At 73.8% G+C, this 16831-nt stretch carries 17 protein-coding genes and 2 pseudogenes; 10 read left to right on the top strand and 9 right to left on the bottom strand.

From position 1 onward, the window contains the following. Positions 1 to 97 precede the first annotated feature (97 nt). From ribA to AB0C84_RS18810, 7 genes and pseudogenes are all read left to right on the top strand, one after another. Positions 98 to 760, top strand: coding sequence for a GTP cyclohydrolase II (gene ribA / locus AB0C84_RS18840; RefSeq protein ID WP_179847404.1), 663 nt, complete (start codon positions 98 to 100; stop codon positions 758 to 760). Beyond that, a complete protein-coding gene (locus tag AB0C84_RS18835) occupies positions 757 to 1620 on the top strand; it encodes a CDP-alcohol phosphatidyltransferase family protein (RefSeq protein WP_361067582.1) in 864 nt (287 codons plus the stop codon). The genes ribA and AB0C84_RS18835 overlap by 4 nt, the downstream gene beginning before the upstream one ends. Beyond that, a complete protein-coding gene (locus AB0C84_RS18830) occupies positions 1577 to 2548 on the top strand; it encodes a zinc-binding alcohol dehydrogenase (protein ID WP_258939522.1) in 972 nt (323 codons plus the stop codon). The genes AB0C84_RS18835 and AB0C84_RS18830 overlap by 44 nt, the downstream gene beginning before the upstream one ends. Positions 2549 to 2590: 42 nt before the next feature. After that, a complete protein-coding gene (locus AB0C84_RS18825; protein ID WP_361067578.1) occupies positions 2591 to 2989 on the top strand; it encodes a 6-carboxytetrahydropterin synthase in 399 nt (132 codons plus the stop codon). Next, positions 2986 to 4107: a glycosyltransferase family 4 protein gene (locus tag AB0C84_RS18820; protein ID WP_361067575.1), complete on the top strand. Its 1122-nt coding sequence runs from the start codon at positions 2986 to 2988 to the stop codon at positions 4105 to 4107. The genes AB0C84_RS18825 and AB0C84_RS18820 overlap by 4 nt, the downstream gene beginning before the upstream one ends. A gap of 26 nt (positions 4108 to 4133) precedes the next feature. Beyond that, complete coding sequence (locus AB0C84_RS18815) at positions 4134 to 4931, top strand: SAM-dependent methyltransferase (RefSeq protein WP_361067572.1); 798 nt, start codon at positions 4134 to 4136, stop codon at positions 4929 to 4931. After that, positions 4859 to 5698, top strand: a pseudogene (locus AB0C84_RS18810) (lysylphosphatidylglycerol synthase domain-containing protein); the annotation flags it as partial. The gene AB0C84_RS18815 and the pseudogene AB0C84_RS18810, both read left to right, overlap by 73 nt. Here AB0C84_RS18810 and AB0C84_RS18805 read toward each other — a convergent pair. From AB0C84_RS18805 to AB0C84_RS18790, 4 genes and pseudogenes are all read right to left on the bottom strand, one after another. Then, the gene (locus tag AB0C84_RS18805; RefSeq protein ID WP_361067569.1) at positions 5696 to 6457 is read right to left on the bottom strand and encodes a creatininase family protein; all 762 of its coding nucleotides are present in this window, start codon (positions 6455 to 6457) and stop codon (positions 5696 to 5698) included. The pseudogene AB0C84_RS18810 and the gene AB0C84_RS18805 sit on opposite strands and share 3 nt — an antisense overlap. A 49-nt stretch (positions 6458 to 6506) precedes the next feature. Then, positions 6507 to 7001, bottom strand: a pseudogene (locus AB0C84_RS18800) (phosphatase PAP2 family protein); the annotation flags it as partial. A gap of 339 nt (positions 7002 to 7340) precedes the next feature. After that, positions 7341 to 8813 (bottom strand): metallophosphoesterase, encoded by a 1473-nt coding sequence (locus tag AB0C84_RS18795; RefSeq protein WP_361067566.1) that lies wholly within the window; start codon positions 8811 to 8813, stop codon positions 7341 to 7343. Positions 8814 to 8997: 184 nt separating this feature from the next. Continuing rightward, the gene (locus AB0C84_RS18790; RefSeq protein WP_361067563.1) at positions 8998 to 9945 is read right to left on the bottom strand and encodes a superoxide dismutase; all 948 of its coding nucleotides are present in this window, start codon (positions 9943 to 9945) and stop codon (positions 8998 to 9000) included. 93 nt (positions 9946 to 10038) lie between these two features. On the opposite strand from AB0C84_RS18790, the gene AB0C84_RS18785 reads away from it, so the two are divergent. Then, entirely contained in the window at positions 10039 to 10536 is a 498-nt protein-coding gene (locus AB0C84_RS18785; protein WP_361067560.1) for a MarR family transcriptional regulator, read from the top strand. 17 nt (positions 10537 to 10553) lie between these two features. On the opposite strand, the gene AB0C84_RS18780 is transcribed toward AB0C84_RS18785, so the two are convergent. The 3 genes from AB0C84_RS18780 to AB0C84_RS18770 form a co-directional block, all read right to left on the bottom strand. Next, positions 10554 to 11429 carry an NAD(P)-binding domain-containing protein gene (locus AB0C84_RS18780; RefSeq protein ID WP_361067557.1) on the bottom strand — a complete coding sequence of 292 codons (876 nt, stop codon included), beginning with the start codon at positions 11427 to 11429 and terminating at the stop codon, positions 10554 to 10556. A gap of 140 nt (positions 11430 to 11569) precedes the next feature. Beyond that, the gene (locus AB0C84_RS18775) at positions 11570 to 11833 is read right to left on the bottom strand and encodes a DUF6082 family protein (protein ID WP_361067662.1); all 264 of its coding nucleotides are present in this window, start codon (positions 11831 to 11833) and stop codon (positions 11570 to 11572) included. Between the two features lie 25 nt (positions 11834 to 11858). Continuing rightward, positions 11859 to 12128: a hypothetical protein gene (locus AB0C84_RS18770; protein WP_179849820.1), complete on the bottom strand. Its 270-nt coding sequence runs from the start codon at positions 12126 to 12128 to the stop codon at positions 11859 to 11861. A gap of 329 nt (positions 12129 to 12457) precedes the next feature. Between AB0C84_RS18770 and AB0C84_RS18765 the strand changes: the two genes are divergently transcribed. After that, positions 12458 to 13018 carry an RNA polymerase sigma factor gene (locus tag AB0C84_RS18765; RefSeq protein ID WP_361067554.1) on the top strand — a complete coding sequence of 187 codons (561 nt, stop codon included), beginning with the start codon at positions 12458 to 12460 and terminating at the stop codon, positions 13016 to 13018. Further along, a complete protein-coding gene (locus AB0C84_RS18760; protein WP_339154273.1) occupies positions 13011 to 13331 on the top strand; it encodes a hypothetical protein in 321 nt (106 codons plus the stop codon). The genes AB0C84_RS18765 and AB0C84_RS18760 overlap by 8 nt, the downstream gene beginning before the upstream one ends. On the opposite strand, the gene AB0C84_RS18755 is transcribed toward AB0C84_RS18760, so the two are convergent. Beyond that, positions 13308 to 15017 carry an ABC transporter ATP-binding protein gene (locus AB0C84_RS18755; protein ID WP_361067550.1) on the bottom strand — a complete coding sequence of 570 codons (1710 nt, stop codon included), beginning with the start codon at positions 15015 to 15017 and terminating at the stop codon, positions 13308 to 13310. The two genes, AB0C84_RS18760 and AB0C84_RS18755, sit on opposite strands and share 24 nt — an antisense overlap. Continuing rightward, positions 15014 to 16750 (bottom strand): ABC transporter ATP-binding protein, encoded by a 1737-nt coding sequence (locus AB0C84_RS18750; protein ID WP_361067548.1) that lies wholly within the window; start codon positions 16748 to 16750, stop codon positions 15014 to 15016. The genes AB0C84_RS18755 and AB0C84_RS18750 overlap by 4 nt, the downstream gene beginning before the upstream one ends. Between the last annotated feature and the right edge of the window lie 81 nt (positions 16751 to 16831).

Below are 16831 nucleotides of genomic sequence, written 5' to 3'. Positions count from 1 at the left end.
CCTGCGTGCCATCGGTTGTACGGACCGTTTTGGGACACAACCACCTAAGGCGTTCGCGACGTATCAGGGGTGGTTGTGTAGCCAGGGAAGGGGAGCGATGGACGAGGGCATCGACCAGAAGGACATCGCGGAGGCGGACCTCAGAACCCGGCGGGGCGTGTTCCGCGCCGTCGCGTTCCGGGACCCGGTCGACGGGCACGAGCACATGGCGCTGGTGCGGGGCGAGGTGCGGGGACGCGGCGACGTGCTCGTCCGGATGCACTCCGAGTGCATGACGGGCGACATCTTCGGCGCGACGCGCTGCGAGTGCGGGGACCAGCTCGGCGCCGCCCTGGACGCCATCGCCCGCGAGGGCGCCGGCGTGCTGGTCTACCTGCGCGGCCACGAGGGCCGCGGGATCGGGCTGGTGGCCAAGGTCCGGACCCACATCCTGCAGGACGACCAGGGCCTGGACACCGTCGACTCCGCCACGGCCATCGGGCTGCCGGTGGACGTCCGCGACTACGGCCCGGCCGCCCGGATCCTGCGGCATCTCGGCGTCCGGTCGGTGCGGCTGATGTCCAACAACCCGGTCAAGGTCAGCGCGCTGGAGTCCTACGGCGTCTCCGTCGCGGCGCGCGTCCCGCTGCTCGTCCCGGTCAGCGCCGACAACGTCCGCTACCTCACCGCCAAGCGCGACCGGCTCGGCCACGACCTTCCCCAGCTCGACGCCCCCGCGGGGCCGCTCGGCGACGCGCCGGTCAGGCAGGCCCGCCGATGACGCGCCCGCTGACGCTCACGCGCCCGGCGCCGGTACGGCTCCAGGCGCCGCGCCGCCCCCGCCTGACGAGGGGCCCGGAGCTGGCCGCGGCCGTCGCGGCGCAGCTCGCACTGCTGGCGCTGCTCCGTCCCGGCCACGCGGGCCTGGCCGTGGGCGTCGGGTACGCGCTGGCCTCGTGGGCACTGCTGAGCGCCGCGTTCCGCCGGCGGCGGGCGCTGGGCCCGGCCGACCACGTGACGCTGGCACGGGTGGTGCTCACCGGGGGTGTCGCGGCGCTGGTCGCGGGGCATCTCACCGGTGACGCCCGCGTCTGGCCGCTCGTCGCGGCCGCGTCGGCCGCCCTCGTCCTGGACGGCGTGGACGGGCGGGTCGCCCGGCGCACCGGGACGGTGTCCAGGCTCGGGGCGCGGTTCGACATGGAGACCGACGCGGTCCTGGTGCTGGTGCTGAGCGTCGAGGTCGCCCGGTCGGCGGGCCCGTGGGTGCTGGCGATCGGGGCGATGCGGTACGCGTTCGGCGCGGCGGCCTGGGCGGCGCCGTGGCTGCGCGCGGACCTGCGGCCGAGCATCGCCCGCAAGGCCGTCGCCGTGGTGCAGGGAGTGGCGCTGGTCGTCGCGGCGTCGGGCCTCGTCCCGCATCCGGGCGTGCTCGTGGCGGCGGCACTGGCGCTGCTGGTGTGGTCATTCGGACGGGACGTGGCGTGGCTGGCCAAGCAGCGGTTTGCGCGGCGCCGTGGGGCTCGTGTGACGCCTGAGCCCCACGACGCTCAGGTGACTCGGGCCCAGGAGGCTCAGGGGACTCGGGGGAGGGGCACGGATGGAGCGCGACGCGCGCGCCTTCTGGATCCGATCGCCAGGTGAGGGCGAGATCCGCGATGTCGTCCTGCCCGAGCCGGGACCGGGGGAGGTGCTCGTCCGCACGCTGTTCTCGGGCGTGAGCCGCGGCACCGAGGCGATCGTGTTCCGCGGCGGCGTCCCGCCGAACCAGCACGCCATCATGCGGGCGCCGTTCCAGGACGGGGCGTTCCCCGGGCCGGTCAAGTACGGGTACCTGAACGTCGGCGTGGTCGAGCACGGCCCCGCCGAGCTGGCCGGGCGCACGGTGTTCTGCCTCTACCCGCACCAGACCCGGTACGTCGTCCCGGCGAGCGCGGTCAGCGCCGTCCCGGACGGTGTCCCGCCGGAGCGGGCCGTCCTCGCCGGGACGGTGGAGACGGCCGTCAACGCGCTGTGGGACGCGGCGCCGCTCGTCGGCGACCGCATCGCCGTGGTCGGCGCCGGGATGGTCGGCTGCTCGGTCGCGGGCGTCCTCGCGGGGTTCCCCGGGTGCCGCGTCCAACTGGTCGACACCGACCCGTCCCGCGCGGACGTCGCGCGGGCGCTCGGCGTCGGGTTCGCCCATCCCGACCAGGCCGAGGGCGGCTGCGACCTCGTGGTCCACGCGAGCGCGACCGAGGCCGGGCTCGCCCGGTCGCTGGAGCTGCTCGCGCCGGAGGGCGAGGTGATCGAGCTGAGCTGGTACGGCGACCGGCGGGTCAGCGTCCCGCTGGGGGAGTTCTTCCACTCGCGGCGGCTGACGATCCGGGGCAGCCAGGTCGGCGCCGTCCCGCCGTCCCGCCGGTCGCGCCGCGGCTTCGCCGACCGGATCGCGCTCGCGCTGCGGCTGCTCGCCGACCCCGCGTTCGGCGAGCTGATCACCGGGGAGAGCCCGTTCGCCGAGCTGCCGCGGCTGATGCCGCGCCTCGCGGGCGGGGACCTGCCCGCCCTGTGCCACCGGATCGCGTACTGAGGCGGGTCGCCCGCCGAGACCGCTCACTGAGGAGGACGTTCGTTGTTCGCCATCACCGTCCGCGACCACGTCATGATCGCGCACAGCTTCCGCGGCGAGGTCTTCGGGCCCGCGCAGCACCTGCACGGCGCGACGTTCGTCGTGGACGCGACGTTCCGCCGGGCGGACCTGGACCCGGACGGCATCGTCGTCGACATCGGGCTCGCCACCCGCGAGCTGGGCGAGGTCCTGGGCGCGCTGAACTACCGCAACCTGGACGACGAGCCCGACTTCGCCGGGGTCAACACCTCGACGGAGTTCCTCGCCAAGGTCATCGCCGACCGGCTCGCGGACCGGGTGCGCGCCGGGGCCCTCGGCGCGAACGCCGCCGGGCTGGCCGGCATCACGGTGACGCTGCACGAGTCGCACGTCGCCTGGGCCAGTTACGAGCGCGAGCTGTGACGGCCCGCGAGGTGTGGATGGTCGTCCCGGGCGGCATCGACGACCCCGCCGCCCCGAGCGGAGGCAACCGCTACGACCGGCGGCTGTGCGAGGAGCTCGCGGCGTCCGGGCGTCCCGTCCGGGAACTGGCGGTGCCCGGCGCGTGGCCGCGGCCGGACGAGGCGGCCCGCGCCGGGCTGGGACGCGCGCTCGCCGCGCTGCCCGACGGGTCCGTCGTCCTGATGGACGGGCTGGTGGCGTGCGGCGTCCCTGACGTCGTCGTCCCGGAGGCGGGGCGGCTGCGGCTCGCCGTCCTCGTCCACCTCCCGCTGGCGGACGAACCCGGACAAGCTGACCTGAACGCGGGCGAACGCGAGGTACTGGAGGCGGCCGGGGCGGTCGTCGCGACCAGTCCGTGGGCCCGGGACCACCTGATCGCCCACCACGGCCTGGAGCCGTCCCGCGTCCACGCCGTCGCCCCGGGCACCGATCCCGCGCCGCTCGCGTCCGGCACCGACGGGGCGGCGCGCCTGCTGTGCGTGGCGTCGGTGACCCCGCGCAAGGGGCACGACGTCCTCGTCGAGGCGCTCGCCACCGTCGCGCACCTGGCGTGGGACTGCGAATGCGCCGGGCCCCTGGGCGGCGACGCCGAACACGTCGCGCGGGTCCGCCGGCTGATCGGCGGGCACCGCCTCGACGGGCGCGTCGAGCTGGCGGGGCCGCTGGCCGGCAAGCGGCTGGACGACGCTTACGCCGGCGCCGACCTGCTCGTCCTGGCGTCCCGCGCGGAGACGTTCGGGATGGTCGTGACCGAGGCGCTGGCGCGCGGCATCCCGGTGCTCGCGACCTCGGTGGACGGGGTCCCGGACACGCTGGGCTGGGATCCCTCGGGGAGCGTCCCGGGCATGCTCGTCCCACCGGACGACCCCGTCGCGCTGGGCGCGGCGCTGCGCCGCTGGCTCGTCGAACCGGAGCTGCGCGAACGGCTGCGCGCCTCCGCCCGGCTGCGGCGCGCCATGCTGCCCGGCTGGGACGACACCGCCCGCCGCATGGCGGTTGTCCTGTCGAGGCTCAGGAGGGATCAGGCCTTTCCGGGGGGTGTGGGGGGTCGTCCACCCACAAGGAGGGAGTCGCTGTGACCGGGGTCGAGGCGCGGAGAGGCGCTGTGACGGGGTTCGATCCGACCTGGCTGGAGTTGCGCGAAGGCGCGGACGCGACGGCGCGCGCCACGGAACTGCTCGACCCGCTCCGCGCCGCGCTCCCGCCCGAAGGGCCGCTGGTCATCTGGGACCTCGGGTGCGGCACCGGCTCTCAGGGGCGCTGGCTGGCGGGGCGGCTGCGCGGCCCGCAGCACTGGATCCTGCACGACGGCGATCCGCGCCTGCTCGACCGCGCCCGCGCGAGCACCTACACCACCGCCGACGGGACGCCCGCGACGGTCGAGACGCGCGCCGGCGGCATCGGCGCGCTCCGCGCGTCCGACCTGGTGGGCGCCTCGCTCGTCACCGCGTCCGCGCTGCTGGACGTGCTCACCGCCGCCGAGGTCGAGGCGATCGCCGCCGCGGCGGACTGCCCGGCGCTGCTCACCCTCTCGGTCGTCGGGCGCGTCCGGCTCTCCCCGTCCGAGCCGCTCGACGCCGAGTTCGCCGCCGCCTTCGACGCCCACCAGCGGCGCGGCGGGCTCCTCGGGCCCGACGCCGTCGCCGCCGCGACCCGGGCGTTCGGCCGCCGCGGCGCGTCCGTCCAGGCGCGCCCGAGCCCGTGGCGGCTCGGGCCCGGCCAGGCGGCGCTGACCGCCGAGTGGCTGCGCGGCTGGGTCGCCGCCGCCGTCGAGCAGCGACCGGACCTGGCGCCCTTCGCCGAGGACTACCTCGGCCGCCGCCTCACCGAATGCGCCGCCGGGCGCCTCACCGCCGAGGTCCACCACGTCGACCTGCTCGTCCTCCCCGGGAGCACCTCGTGACGAAGTACCTGCCCTGGCTGCGCCTGCTCGTCGGGCTGGGCATCCTCACCGCGCTGCTGTGGTGGCACAGCACGGACGCGTTCGTGGACGCGCTCCACGCCGTGGACGCCGGGGCCGTGGCCGTCGCGCTCCTCCTGGGCCTGCTGACCACCGTGCTCAGCGCGGCCCGCTGGTGGCTGGTCGCGCGGCGGCTCGGCCTGAGCCTTCCGCTCGGCGGAGCCGTCGCGGACTACTACCGCTCCCAGTTCCTCAACGCCGTGCTGCCCGCGGGGGTGCTCGGGGACGTCCACCGCGCCGTGAGCCACGGGCACCGGTCGGGCGACGTCGCCCGCGGCGTGCGGGCCGTGTTCCTCGAACGCGTCGCGGGCCAGGGAGTCGCGATCGTCGCGGGCGCCGCCGCGCTGCTCGCCCATCCCGCGCTGGTGTCGGCGATGGCGCCCGCGCTGGTCCCGGCGGCGGGCGTCCTGGTGCTGGTGCTGGTCCTCGCCCGGTGGCGGCGCCGGTCGCTGGCGCCGGCGTTCGCGGACGTGCGCGCCGCCCTGCGCGCCTGGCCCGCGATCGTGGGGCTGTCGGCCGCGGCGCTGGCGGGGCACCTGGCCCTGTTCGTGGTCGCCGCCCGCCTCGTCGGCGCGACGGCCCCGCTGCTCACCCTCCTGCCACTGCTCCTGCTGGCGCTCCTGGTGATGGTGCTGCCGGTGAACGTCGGCGGCTGGGGGCCGCGCGAGGCCGTCCTCGCCCTGGCGTTCGGCGCGGCCGGGCTCGGCTCAGCGCAGGGCCTGACCGTCTCCGTCGTGTACGGGGTGCTCACCTTCATCGCGGCCCTGCCGGGTGCGGCGGCCCTGCTGCTGAAGCACCGCGAGGACGTCCCCGAACGACTCGACGAGGCTCCGCAGCGTCTCCCGGCCCTTGCCGGCGCCGGCCAGTGACGGCCGCCCGACGACACCGGACGTCGTGTAGGCCGCCATTCCCGTCGTCAGGAGGTGCCGCCTGTCGTCGGCCATGTGGTCGGCGGTCTGGTACCCGTCCCGCACGAGCTCCGGGTGGGCGTGCAGCAGGATGGAGGTCTCCAGCTCCCCGGCGTGCATGTCGCTGACGGCGGGAGTCTCGGCGCCGGCCGCCCTCTCCGCCGCCTCCCAGTGCTCCAGCGCGGGGAACAGGGCCATGTCGCCGTGCGCCTCCTGGACGATGTTGCCGAGCACGTAGTTGCCCCCGTGCCCGTTGACCAGCACGAGCTTGGGGACGCCGGCCCGGCGCAGCGACTCGGCGACGTCCCTGACCACCGCGTACAGGGTCGCCGCCGAGATGCTCACCGTCCCGGGCCAGTCGGCGTGCTCATGCGAGCACGAGATCGTCACTGGCGGGAGCGTCCGCACCGGGTACGCCTTCGCGATCTCCGCCGCGATCGTGCACGCGATCACCGTGTCCGTCGCGAGCGGGAGGAACGGGCCGTGCTGCTCGTGGCTCCCGATCGGCAGGACCGCCACGGGGACGTCCGGGACCTCGGGACTCGTGTGCGTCGGCAGCATGATTCACAGCTTGCCGCATCCGCCCCGCCAGGGAAACCAGCGCCATGGCGCCGGCCAGCAGGAGCGCGGCGACGATCCCGTCCGTCCAGTAGTGGTTGGCCGTCACGACCACCACGAGGACCGTGAGCGGCGCGTGCAGCGCGACGACCCACCGCCACCGGCTCCGCGACACCCGGACCACCGCCACGGCCACCAGGATCGCCCACCCGATGTGCAGCGACGGCATGGCCGCGTACTGGTTGGCGATCCCGTCCGCCGCCGCCGGATAGGCCGACGGGCCCACGGTCAGCATCGTGTCCACGGCCCCGATCCCCGCCAGGCGGGGCGGCGCCAGCGGGAACATCGTGTGCACCACGAGCCCGGCCGCCGTCAGCGCCACCAATTCGTTCCGCACCCGCGCATAGGACGACCTGTGCCGTACATAGAGCCAGATCAGCAGCAGCGCCGTTCCGGGGAAATGGACGCTCACGTAATAGATATTGGCGAGGAGCGCCGCGTGGTCCCAACCGAGCGCCCAATGCTGGAATCCGACCTCGCTCGGCATCCATTCCCGCTCGAACCCCCACAGGAGGTGCGCGTTCGCCATCGCCTGCCCGGGGCCCTGCTCGATCAGCGTCCGGCCCCACTTGTAGAAGGCGAACAGGACCGCCAGCAGCCCCATTTCGGTGAGCAGCGGCCTCAACCGGCCGCGCACCGCTCCGCCCACTACCGCTCCGCCCACCATCGTGCCTCCCAGCCCGGTCGTCCCCGTCCAATGACAACCCTCGCGTCTGACATTTCCGGAGACACTGGGTTCAGCTACCCGATCATGGGAGGTAAAACCCACCCCAGGTGGTGGGGTTGACTCCACCCCCTGACGTGGATTCCGGCCCGGCGGCGCCGGTCATTTGCAGTCGAACTCCTTGGTGGCCCCGGTGCTCAGCGTGCAGTCCAGCGGCCACGCCTGCCCGGACACCCCGTGGAAGGTGAGATGCCACTGGCCGCCCGTGTCGCGCAGCATCGCGTAGCCGTGAACGCCCCGCGAGACCGAGTGCTGCACGGTCTGGCCGTCGACGTTCTTGCCCGTCACCTTGGTGTCGTCCGGCGGCGTGTCGAGCGTCGTCCCGGACGAGCCGACGGTCAGCTGCGGAGGACGCGAGCTGTTGAGGAAGTCGAGCATCTGGTACAGGTGCACGTGCCCGGACATCACGAGGTCGATGTTGCCGGCCAGTGCCCCCTTCGCGGTCTGCCCGACCGCGCTCGCCAGGGTCGGGTTGATCCACGTCACGGCGCCGGACGAGGCCCGCTTGACCATCCACAGCGGCTTGTGGGTGATGAGGAAGTAGTCGTGCGTCGGATGGTTGGCGGCCAGGGCGTTCACCTCGTCGAACCATTTCGCGTACTGGGCGGCCTGCGCCTGGTCCGGCTTGTTCCTCTCACTCGCCGAACTGGAGTCGAACAGCACGAAGTGCAACGTGCCCGCATTGATCTGGACGGGCTCCGTCTGGGTCTGCGGCACCGAGAAGCACTCGTTGTTCTTCTGGGGGACCGTGGCGAAATAGCGGAACCATTCGGCGCCCCGTCCCACTTTTCCGGGCGTGCAGACCTCGTGGTTGCCGCGCGCGAAGACGAAGGGCGCCTCGGCGAGCAGGGCCTGGGCAGGCCGCAGGAAGTCCTTGATGAGGCACCCCCAGTCGGCGGCCTGCCCCTGGCTGTCACACCCCGGGGTGGCGTCGTTCGCGCCTTCCGGCGTCTCCCGGTACACGTAGTCGCCGACGTGGACGACGAGGTCCGGGCGGGACTGCGCCGCAGCGTGGACGGAGAGCGGCTCCAGCGGCCAGTTCTTCTGGCAGTCCTGGTTCTGCGCGGCGCCGACCGTGGGCGAGGTGACCTCGCATCCCGCGTCCCCGATCACCGCGACGCTGCGCGGGCGCCCGTTCACCGGCCACTCGGGCAGCGGAAGCTGGAGATTCCCCGGATACACGGTGGCCGCCACGGTCGTGGACGGCTCGATCAACGCGTTGCTCGCCCCGTCGGGGACGGGCGCCACGCAGAAGGTCGTCGGAAACTGCTGGAGCCCGCCACCGGTGATGTAAGGGTCGCTGACCTTTCTCAGAACCGCGGTCTGCACCTTGCCGCCCACGGTGTACTGCAAGGTGGGGCAGTGCCCGGCGGGCTTCTCGGTGGTGGCGAACCGGACCTCGGTCGTGTGGCTCGTCCCGTTCACCAACTGTGTCCAGGCCCACGCCTCGCCGTTCTTCCCCACGCCGGGCGGCGTGGGGCTGGCGGCCGGGCTCGGGGCGGACTGCGCGAGCCCGGACATCACGGCGATCAGCAGTCCCACGACGCCCACCACCGCCGCAGCTATTCGCGACATAGAACCAGGTATCCCATCAGATCAAGAAAAATGGACTAATCGGACGCCTTTCCGTTCGGCGCCCGACGCCGCTCGATCTGCCCTGGTTGTCCGCCGCCATGTCAATTGCCGCGTGCGGTGTTGTTCAAGATATCTTCGCCCGATCCCAAGCCAGGCCGCGCCCTCGGGTAAGGCGCGAATCGTCCTACGGGCGGGGGATGGCGACCGCGTTGTACGCGACGTCGGGAGTCGGCCCCGTGGCGAAGAACCGGATGTTGGGGAGGTACAGCCGCGAACCGAAGGCGGCCACGGTCGTCGGCAGGGCGAACCGGGCATCCGTCACCCGCCGCACGACACGGCCCTCGCTTCCCGCCGCGTTCAGACGCAGGACGGCCACGGTGTTGAGCCGGTTCTGCACCGCGTACAACGTCCGTCCTTGCAGCAGCAGGCCGTCGCCCTCCGGCAGCGACTCTCCGTGCAGGTCCACCCTGCGCGTCCTGCCGGCCGGGTCGACGCGGAAGAGCCCACCGGTGTTCGACTGCACGACGATCAGTCCCCGCCCGTCCGGCGTCGCCGTGATGCCGTTGGCGTTGAACCCGGCGCTGCCGGGGCTGTCGGGGCCGCCCTGGTAGACGAGGTCGCCGGTGAGCGGCACGCGCACCACGTCGGAGGGCAGCCGTCCGCCGTCGAGCGGCAGCTTGTAGAGCACCGGATTGGTGGAGTCGGTGAACCACGCGGCGCCCTGCGCGAGGATGACGTCGTTGACGAACGACGGGCCGCCGGCCAGCCGGTAGGACGCCAGCACCCGGCCGGTACGGGCATCGAGGACGCGAGCGTCACCCCCCGCCCCGCCGGCCACGAACACCCGTCCCCGCGCATCGCTCTTCAGCCCAAGGGCCTGCGTACCGGGCCCGCGGCTGAGGATCGCGCCGCGCCCCGTCCGCAGGTCGGCGCGGTAGACCGAGCCGTCGGCCATGGACCCGACATAGGCGAACGGCCCGGGACCGGTCGCGATGCCTTCGGGCTGGAACCCGTCCGGCAGCCGGATCGTGGTCGGGTACGCGGCCGCCTCGCCCTCGGCGGCCCGCGCCGGCGCGCCCATCGCGGCGGCCAGCCCGAACACCAGAACGGCAGAGATCATCTCACGTCGCACGACGAATCCTTTCAACGTTGAAATGTTCAACGCTGAAGACGCTAGGCCGGGTGCTACCTTGATGTCAAACAGTTCAACGTTGAGAGGTGCTCGTTGGAGCGTGACGCCGTCGATCGCATCGTGGAGCAGTGGGCCCGCGCCCGCCCCGACCTCGACGCGTCCCCCATGAGGGTCCTCGGCCGCCTCTCCCGGCTGACCCGGATCGCCGAGCGCGAACTCAAGGCGCTCTTCGCCGAGTTCGGGCTGGAACGGGGCGAGTTCGACGTCCTGGCCACCCTCCGCCGCGCCGACTCGCCGGGCGGCATCACCGCGGGCACGCTGGCCCGCTCCTCCATGGTGACCTCGGGCGCCGTCACCAACCGCCTGGACCGCCTCGTCGCCAAGGGCTACGTCACGCGCGACCTGGACCCCGCCAACCGCCGCACCGTCCTCGTCGCCCTCACCCCCGCCGGCCGCGACCTCATCGACCGCGCCGTCACCGCCCACCTCGAGAACGAGCGCCGCCTCCTCGCCGCACTGGACGAGCACCAGCAGGACGACCTGGCCGCCACCCTGCGCACCCTCCTCCTCAGCCTCGGCGACCGGCCGTAGCTAACGCGCCGCGCGGTCTACGCCTTGCGGAAGTGCTCGACGAGCCTGGAGTAGCTGTCGTCTCCGTGGCCCCGCCCGATCGCCGCCGCCACGAGAGCGCGGGAGTACTCGGGAAGCTCGTCGTCGATGCCCCGCGCCCGGCTCTCCCGCGCGAGATCCTCGATCGAGGGCAGATGGTGACGAAGCGCCCCGTACGGCGTCGCGAACCGGCCCTGGTCGACCTCTTCCGCGATCGACGGCAGGAACGCCGACAGCGCCGCGAGCGGGCCCTCGGCCTCCTCCAGGAACCGTCCGACCTCGACACCTTCGTCCGACAAGGCCGCGGCCGCGTGCAGGAACCCGTTGAGCAGCCCCCACATCGTCCCGTGGACGGCCATGCCGTAGAGGACCGCGACCCCGGGGTCGTCGGACACCAGCGGCGCGTGCCCGCTGAGGAGCCGCAGCACGTCGCGATGACGCTCGTGGGCCGCCGCGGACCCGCCGTAGAAGACCGTCGCGTCCGGATGCCCGACGCCCGGCGCGATGGTCATGATCTGCCCGTGCAGGTACTCCCCGCCCCGCTCGGCGACCGCCGCGGTCACCTCCCGGACCTCGCTCGACGTCCCGTCCGTCAGGTTGACGACGACCCGCCCGCGCAGGACGTCCCCCGCCGCCTCCAGGAGTTCACGAACGACGGAGTTCCCCTTCACGTTGACCACCACGACCCGCCCGGCGAGAACGGCCTCGCGAACGCCCGCGACCTCCCGCGCCCCTTCGGCGACCAGCGCATCCGCCTTACCCGCGGTGCGATTCCACACGACGGTCGGATGCCCACCGCCCAGAACCGCCCCGGCCAGCGCACCCCCCATCTCCCCAAGCCCGAGCACCGCCACGTCCACCCGCGAAGAAACCACCACAACTCCCCCCAGAAGCCACCAGTGGCCGCCACGCTAGAACCCCAACCGAACTTGAGGTCAACCACGCCCTTTCAAACCACAGGCCGCGCTGCCTCAGGTCCAGCGCTGACGGTCAGCGCGCTTCGCTGCACCGACCGTCAGCGGCGGCGGGCCATCGCGCGGCGGACGAGAGGACTCAGCAGCAGGACGCCCACCGCCGAGCCGGCGAGAAACCTCCAGGGGCGCCGTGCCCGTGGACGCTCGGGCGGGGGAGCGGGTGCCAGCCCGTACTCCTCGTCCAAGATCTCGTGGAACCGGCGCGCTCGCTTGCTTCCGGCGGTGCCCATGCGAACCTGTCGCGCCTCCTCCCAGAAAGCCCGGCCAGGACGCCCCGAGAACATCTCACGCGAGACGGCGCGCAGCCTCCCCCGAACCCGGGCGATCCGATCAGGCGTCGCGGATGTCCGGTTTGGCGGCCGAGAGCAGCCGCCCGGAGATGATCACGAGACGTTCGTCGGAACCGATGCTCACACCGGGGGGCAGGCGGTCACGGTAGGCGCCGGTGGCGTCGCGGCCGATGACGGCGATGTCGCCGTTGTCCAACTCCCAGATCTCCGGGCAGTCCTGCGTCGTCCGGCTGTCGCCCACTTCGGCCGCCGTCTTTCCCAGCCGTCGCTGGAACCCCGCACCGTGATCGGCTTCCCAAGGTCTGGCCATGATGTCGCCCGCTTTCGGTAGCCAACGATAGGGCGGATCATCCCGTTGTGTTGCTATCTGCAACAAGTGTCGCTAAAGCGACTGTTTGATGACGAGGGATGCGCAGGGGGACGTTGAGGGCCTGGGTCGCCCGGTGGTGACCAGGTCATCGGGTCGGGCGGTGGGTGAATCCTTTGGGTGGGGGCGGTCCTCTCTTAGGGGTGTCGGGCGGCGCGCCCGGCAGGGACTCGACTGGGAGGTTGTTGTGATCGTTGGTGCCGTCGTGATCGGTGTGGCCGTGCTCGTGTGCGCGTGCAGCGTGACCGTGCTGCGCAGGCGGGGGCGCTCGCGTGGCTGAGGGCGCCTGGCCCGGGGAGCGGCTGATCGCCTCCGCGCAGGGCGGTGATCTGGAGTCGATCGCCGCGCTGGTGTCCGGCTCGCACCCGCACGTGCGCCGGTTCGCCCGGACGCTGTGCGCGTCGCCGGAAGACGCCGAGGACGCCGCGCAGGAGGCGCTGATCATCCTGTACCGCAAGATCGGGACGCTGCGGGCGTCCGGTGCGCTGGCCTCGTGGATGTTCCGCATCGTCCGCAACGAGTGCCTGCGGCGGGCGCGGCTGAGGCCGCCGCACTACGACGATGTCCCGGACGCCGGCACGGTCTCGGCCGAGGACGAGGTGCTGCAACGCCTGGAGGCAGGCCGGGTCGCGGCGGCGATCGCCGCTCTGCCCGCCGACCAGCGCAACGTCCTCATCATGCGCGACATCCAGGGTTACAGCGGGCGCATGGTCGCCGATGCGCTCGGCCTCAGTGTCCCCGCGATGAAGTCACGGCTGCACCGCGCCCGTGCATCGGTCCAACAGGCGCTGCAAGGCGCACTCGACTCGGTCTCAGGAGAAGGCGATGACTGACAGGCAGGGCTTCGCGAGCACGTCACTGTCCCGGCACCTGCTACGCGGGGCGACGGGCTTCGGGGCGTTGATCGGCTCGGTCGCGCTGCTGCCGGTGCTGGGGATCGGCAGCCTCCTGCTCGCGCCGATCGGTTTGCTCGCGCTGCGCGGGTGTCCGGCCTGCTGGGCGATCGGGCTGGTGCAGACCATCTCCATGGGCCGGTTGCAGCGCTCCTGCAAGGACGGGGTCTGCGAGCTGACGGTCGCCCGTCCTGGGGGCTCGCATGAGCACGACGAAAGCCGTCTCGGCTCAGGTGTGCCAGTGGCCTACTAGGTCCGCGTAGGTTTCGCTGCGGGTCTGGAGGGTCTCGTGGGTTCCCAGGAGGGGGACGGGGCCGTCCAGTAGGAGGACCTGGTGGGCCCGTTCGGCCGAGGTTATGCGGTGGGCTATGACGATGAGGGTGCCGCTGCGGGTCGCCAGGGCGTTTTCGGCGCGGGCCTCGGTGGCGGGGTCCAGGTGGCTGGTGGCCTCGTCCAGGACGATGACCGGGGCCGGGGACAGGTAGGCGCGGGCCAGGGTGATGAGCTGGCGTTCGCCCTGGGAGAGGTCGCCGCCGCCGGGGGGGATGCCGGTCTCGTAGCCGCCCAGGCGTTCGACGAGTTCCTGGAGCCCGACGGCGGCCGCGGCCTCGTCCAGGTCGGGGGTGGTGGCCTCGGGGTTGAGGTAGGCCAGGTTGTCGCGGAGGGTGCCCGCGAAGACGTAGCTCTCCTGCGGGATCAGCGTGATCGAGGAGCGCAGGTCCGCCGGGTCCAGGTCGGGGAGGGGGACCTTGCCCAGTGTGATCTTGCCCTGGCGGGGGTGCAGGAGGCCGGTGAGCAGGTTCGCGAGGGTGGACTTGCCGGTGCCGCTCGGGCCGACGACGGCCAGGTGCGTGCCCTCGGGGACGTGGAGTGACAGGTCCTCGATGACGGGGGCGGCGTGCGGGGAGTAGGCGAAGGTGACGTGGTCCGCCTCGATCCCGGACGATTCGGCTGTCGCCGTGCCGGGCGGGGGGGAATCGGGGACGGCGCACACCTCGGCGAGGCGGCCCAGGACCACCGCGAGGCTGAGCAGGAGCGTGCCGCCCGCGTCGACCAGGACGGTGATGCCCGGCTGGAGCCCGGCCACCAGGTAGCCCGCGCCGCCCGCGATCTGCCCGGCGGTGAGTCCGTGGTGTGCGGTCAGGTACGGCGACAGGACGAGCAGGGCGACCAGGGGGACGTGCACACCGAGCGCCAGGACGGGGAGGCGGACCCAGCGGGTGCGTGCGTAGGCGCGCAGGGCCTCCGCCTGCGTGTCCACGACCTCGCCGACGGTGGCGGCGGCGCGGTCCTCGGCGGCGCAGGCGGCGACGTCCCGGACGCCGTGCACGATGGTGGCGGCGGCCTCCCCGATGCGCTCGGCCTGCCGGATGACCGCCCGGTAGCGGCGGATCTGCAGGCCCACGAACGCCGCGTACACCCCCAGGGCGAGCGCCACCGACAGGCAGATCACGAGGGCCAGCACGGGGGAGAGCAGGGCGAGGCCCACGAGCGCGGCGGCGCCCGCGGAGACCAGCTGGCGGACGTTGCGCAGCGCGGTCCCCACCAGCGCCCGGACGGCCTCCGCCTGCTCGGTGACCTGGGAGACGCCCGCGCCGGCGGCGTCGGGTGTCCGGTCGGTCATCCGGCGGAGGGCGGCGGCGACGACCTCGGTGACCAGGGAGTCGCGCAGCGGTTCGACGGTCGCGGCGAGCCACGGGTAGACCCGTCCGGTCGCGACCGCGCCGACGGCGTACAGCGCGGCGAGGACGGCCAGCCAGCCGAGGCCGGTCAGGGTGCGGCCCGCGAGGAACCCGTGGTCGACGGCGCGGGCCAGGAGCAGCCCGGACGCGAACACGGGAAGGGACTCCACGACCGACCAGGCGGAGAGGCGGCGCATCGCGGGCCACTGCCCGCGCAGGTGGCGGTGCAGCAGGCGCGCGGCGGGCGGGGCCGTCATGAGGTCGCCTCGGTGGAGAACACGGCGCGGTAGGCGGGGTCGGCCCACAGTTCCGCGTGGGGGGCGAGCGCCCGCACGCGTCCGGCGTCCAGCCAGGCGACGAGGTCGGCGCGGGCGGCGGTCGCCGGGCGGCGCGCGACCACCAGGCTGGTCCGTCCGGCCAGGATCTGCCGGAGGGCCTGGGTCACCTTCATCTCCGTCGCGGTGTCGAGGCTGCTGGTGGCGTCGTCGAGGAGGACGATCCGGGCGTCGGCGAGCGCCGCGCGGGCCAGGCCCAGCCGCTGCATCTCGCCGCCCGACAGCGGGGCGCGGTCGAGCGGGGTGTCGTAGCCGTTCGGCAGGGCGCGGATGAAGGCGTCGGCGACGGCGTCGCGGGCGGCGCGGTGCACCTCCGCGCGCGTCGCGCCGGGACGGGCGTAGGCGATCGTCTCGCGCACGGTCGCGCCGAGCAGCGCGGGACGTTCGAAGGCGTAGGCGACGGCGCGGCGCAGTTCCGCGAGCGGGACGGCGGTGACGGGGACGCCGTCGAGTTCGACGACCCCTGCGTCGGGGTCGAGGAGCCGCCCGATGGTCGACATCAGGACGCTCTTGCCCGTCCCGGACGTGCCGACGACCGCGACGGTCGCCCCGGGCGGCACGTCGAGGTCGAGCCCGTCGAGGACGGCGCGGCCGCCGAGCCGGACGGTGACGCCGCGCAGCCGCAGCTCGCCGGGCCCGTCCGGCAGCCGCACCGGACGCGCGGGGGCCCGCACCGCCGGGACGGCCGTCAGGATCTCGTTGATCCGCCCCGCGCCGACCTGGCAGTTGAGCAGCGCGACGACGGTGTCGAACACCGACGCGGACGCGGCGGCCATGGCGGCGTAGGACAGGGCGCCCACGAGCTGGCCGGTGGTGATCTCGCCGGCGCCCAGGCGGACGCCCGCGACGCCGACGACCAGGACCTGGGTGAGGGGCGCCAGCAGCGCGAGCCGCCGGCTGACCCTGCCCTGCACGGCCCACGTCTCCCGGCCCGCCCGGCCGAGGCCGGGCAGCGGCGCGAGGATGCGCCGCACCTCGGCGGCGGCGGTGCCGCTCGCCCGGATCGTCCGGATGCCCTGCCGGGCGTCGAGCAGCCGCGTCGCGATCGCCGCCTGGCACGCCTGGTAGCGGGCGAACGGCTCGGTGGCCCGGACGACGAACACGCGCAGCGCGACCAGCAGCGGCGGCACCCCGGCCGCGAACGCGGCGGCGAGCCACCAGTCGATCAGGGCCAGTCCGATCAGCGCGCCCACGGTGGTGGCCAGCGTGGCGGCGGCCGACAGCAGCAGGACGGGGAACGCCGCCGGGCCCGACGCGGACTCGGTGAGCCGCGACAGGACGTCCCCCGCGGGGAAGCGGCGGCGCCCCGCCGGGCCGAGGGCCAGCACGTGCCCGAGCAGCCGGTGCCGGAGCCAGGCGGTGATGTCGCTGCCGCAGTAGGAGCCGAGCACGTCCTCGGCCGTGGTGGCGACGGCCGCCGCGGCCAGGACGAGCGCGAGCCACGCGGCGGAGGCGCCGGCGTCGTGCTGGGCGCGGGCCGCGTCGACCGCCCGGGCCAGCATGACCGGCGTCGCCAGCGTCGCGGCGACGCGGACGGCCGTGAGCAGGACGAGCACGCCCAGGGCCGGCCGGAAGCGGGCCATGGCGCCGCGCAGCAGCCGCCGGCCGCCGGCGCGCAGCACCGCGGAGTCGCCCGATGTGCCGGTGAGGGCCACGCGCCACGACTCCGTTCACGGTCGGGGGAAGTCTTCTACACTCGCAAGTGGGTCCGGTCACGGACCGGCTCGTGGCCGGTC

This window comes from Actinomadura sp. NPDC048955, from assembly GCF_040649435.1.
Lineage (GTDB): Bacteria > Actinomycetota > Actinomycetes > Streptosporangiales > Streptosporangiaceae > Spirillospora > Spirillospora luteofluorescens.
The sequence above is the reverse complement of the archived record's forward strand: the minus strand, read 5'-3'. Positions and strand labels throughout refer to the sequence as shown.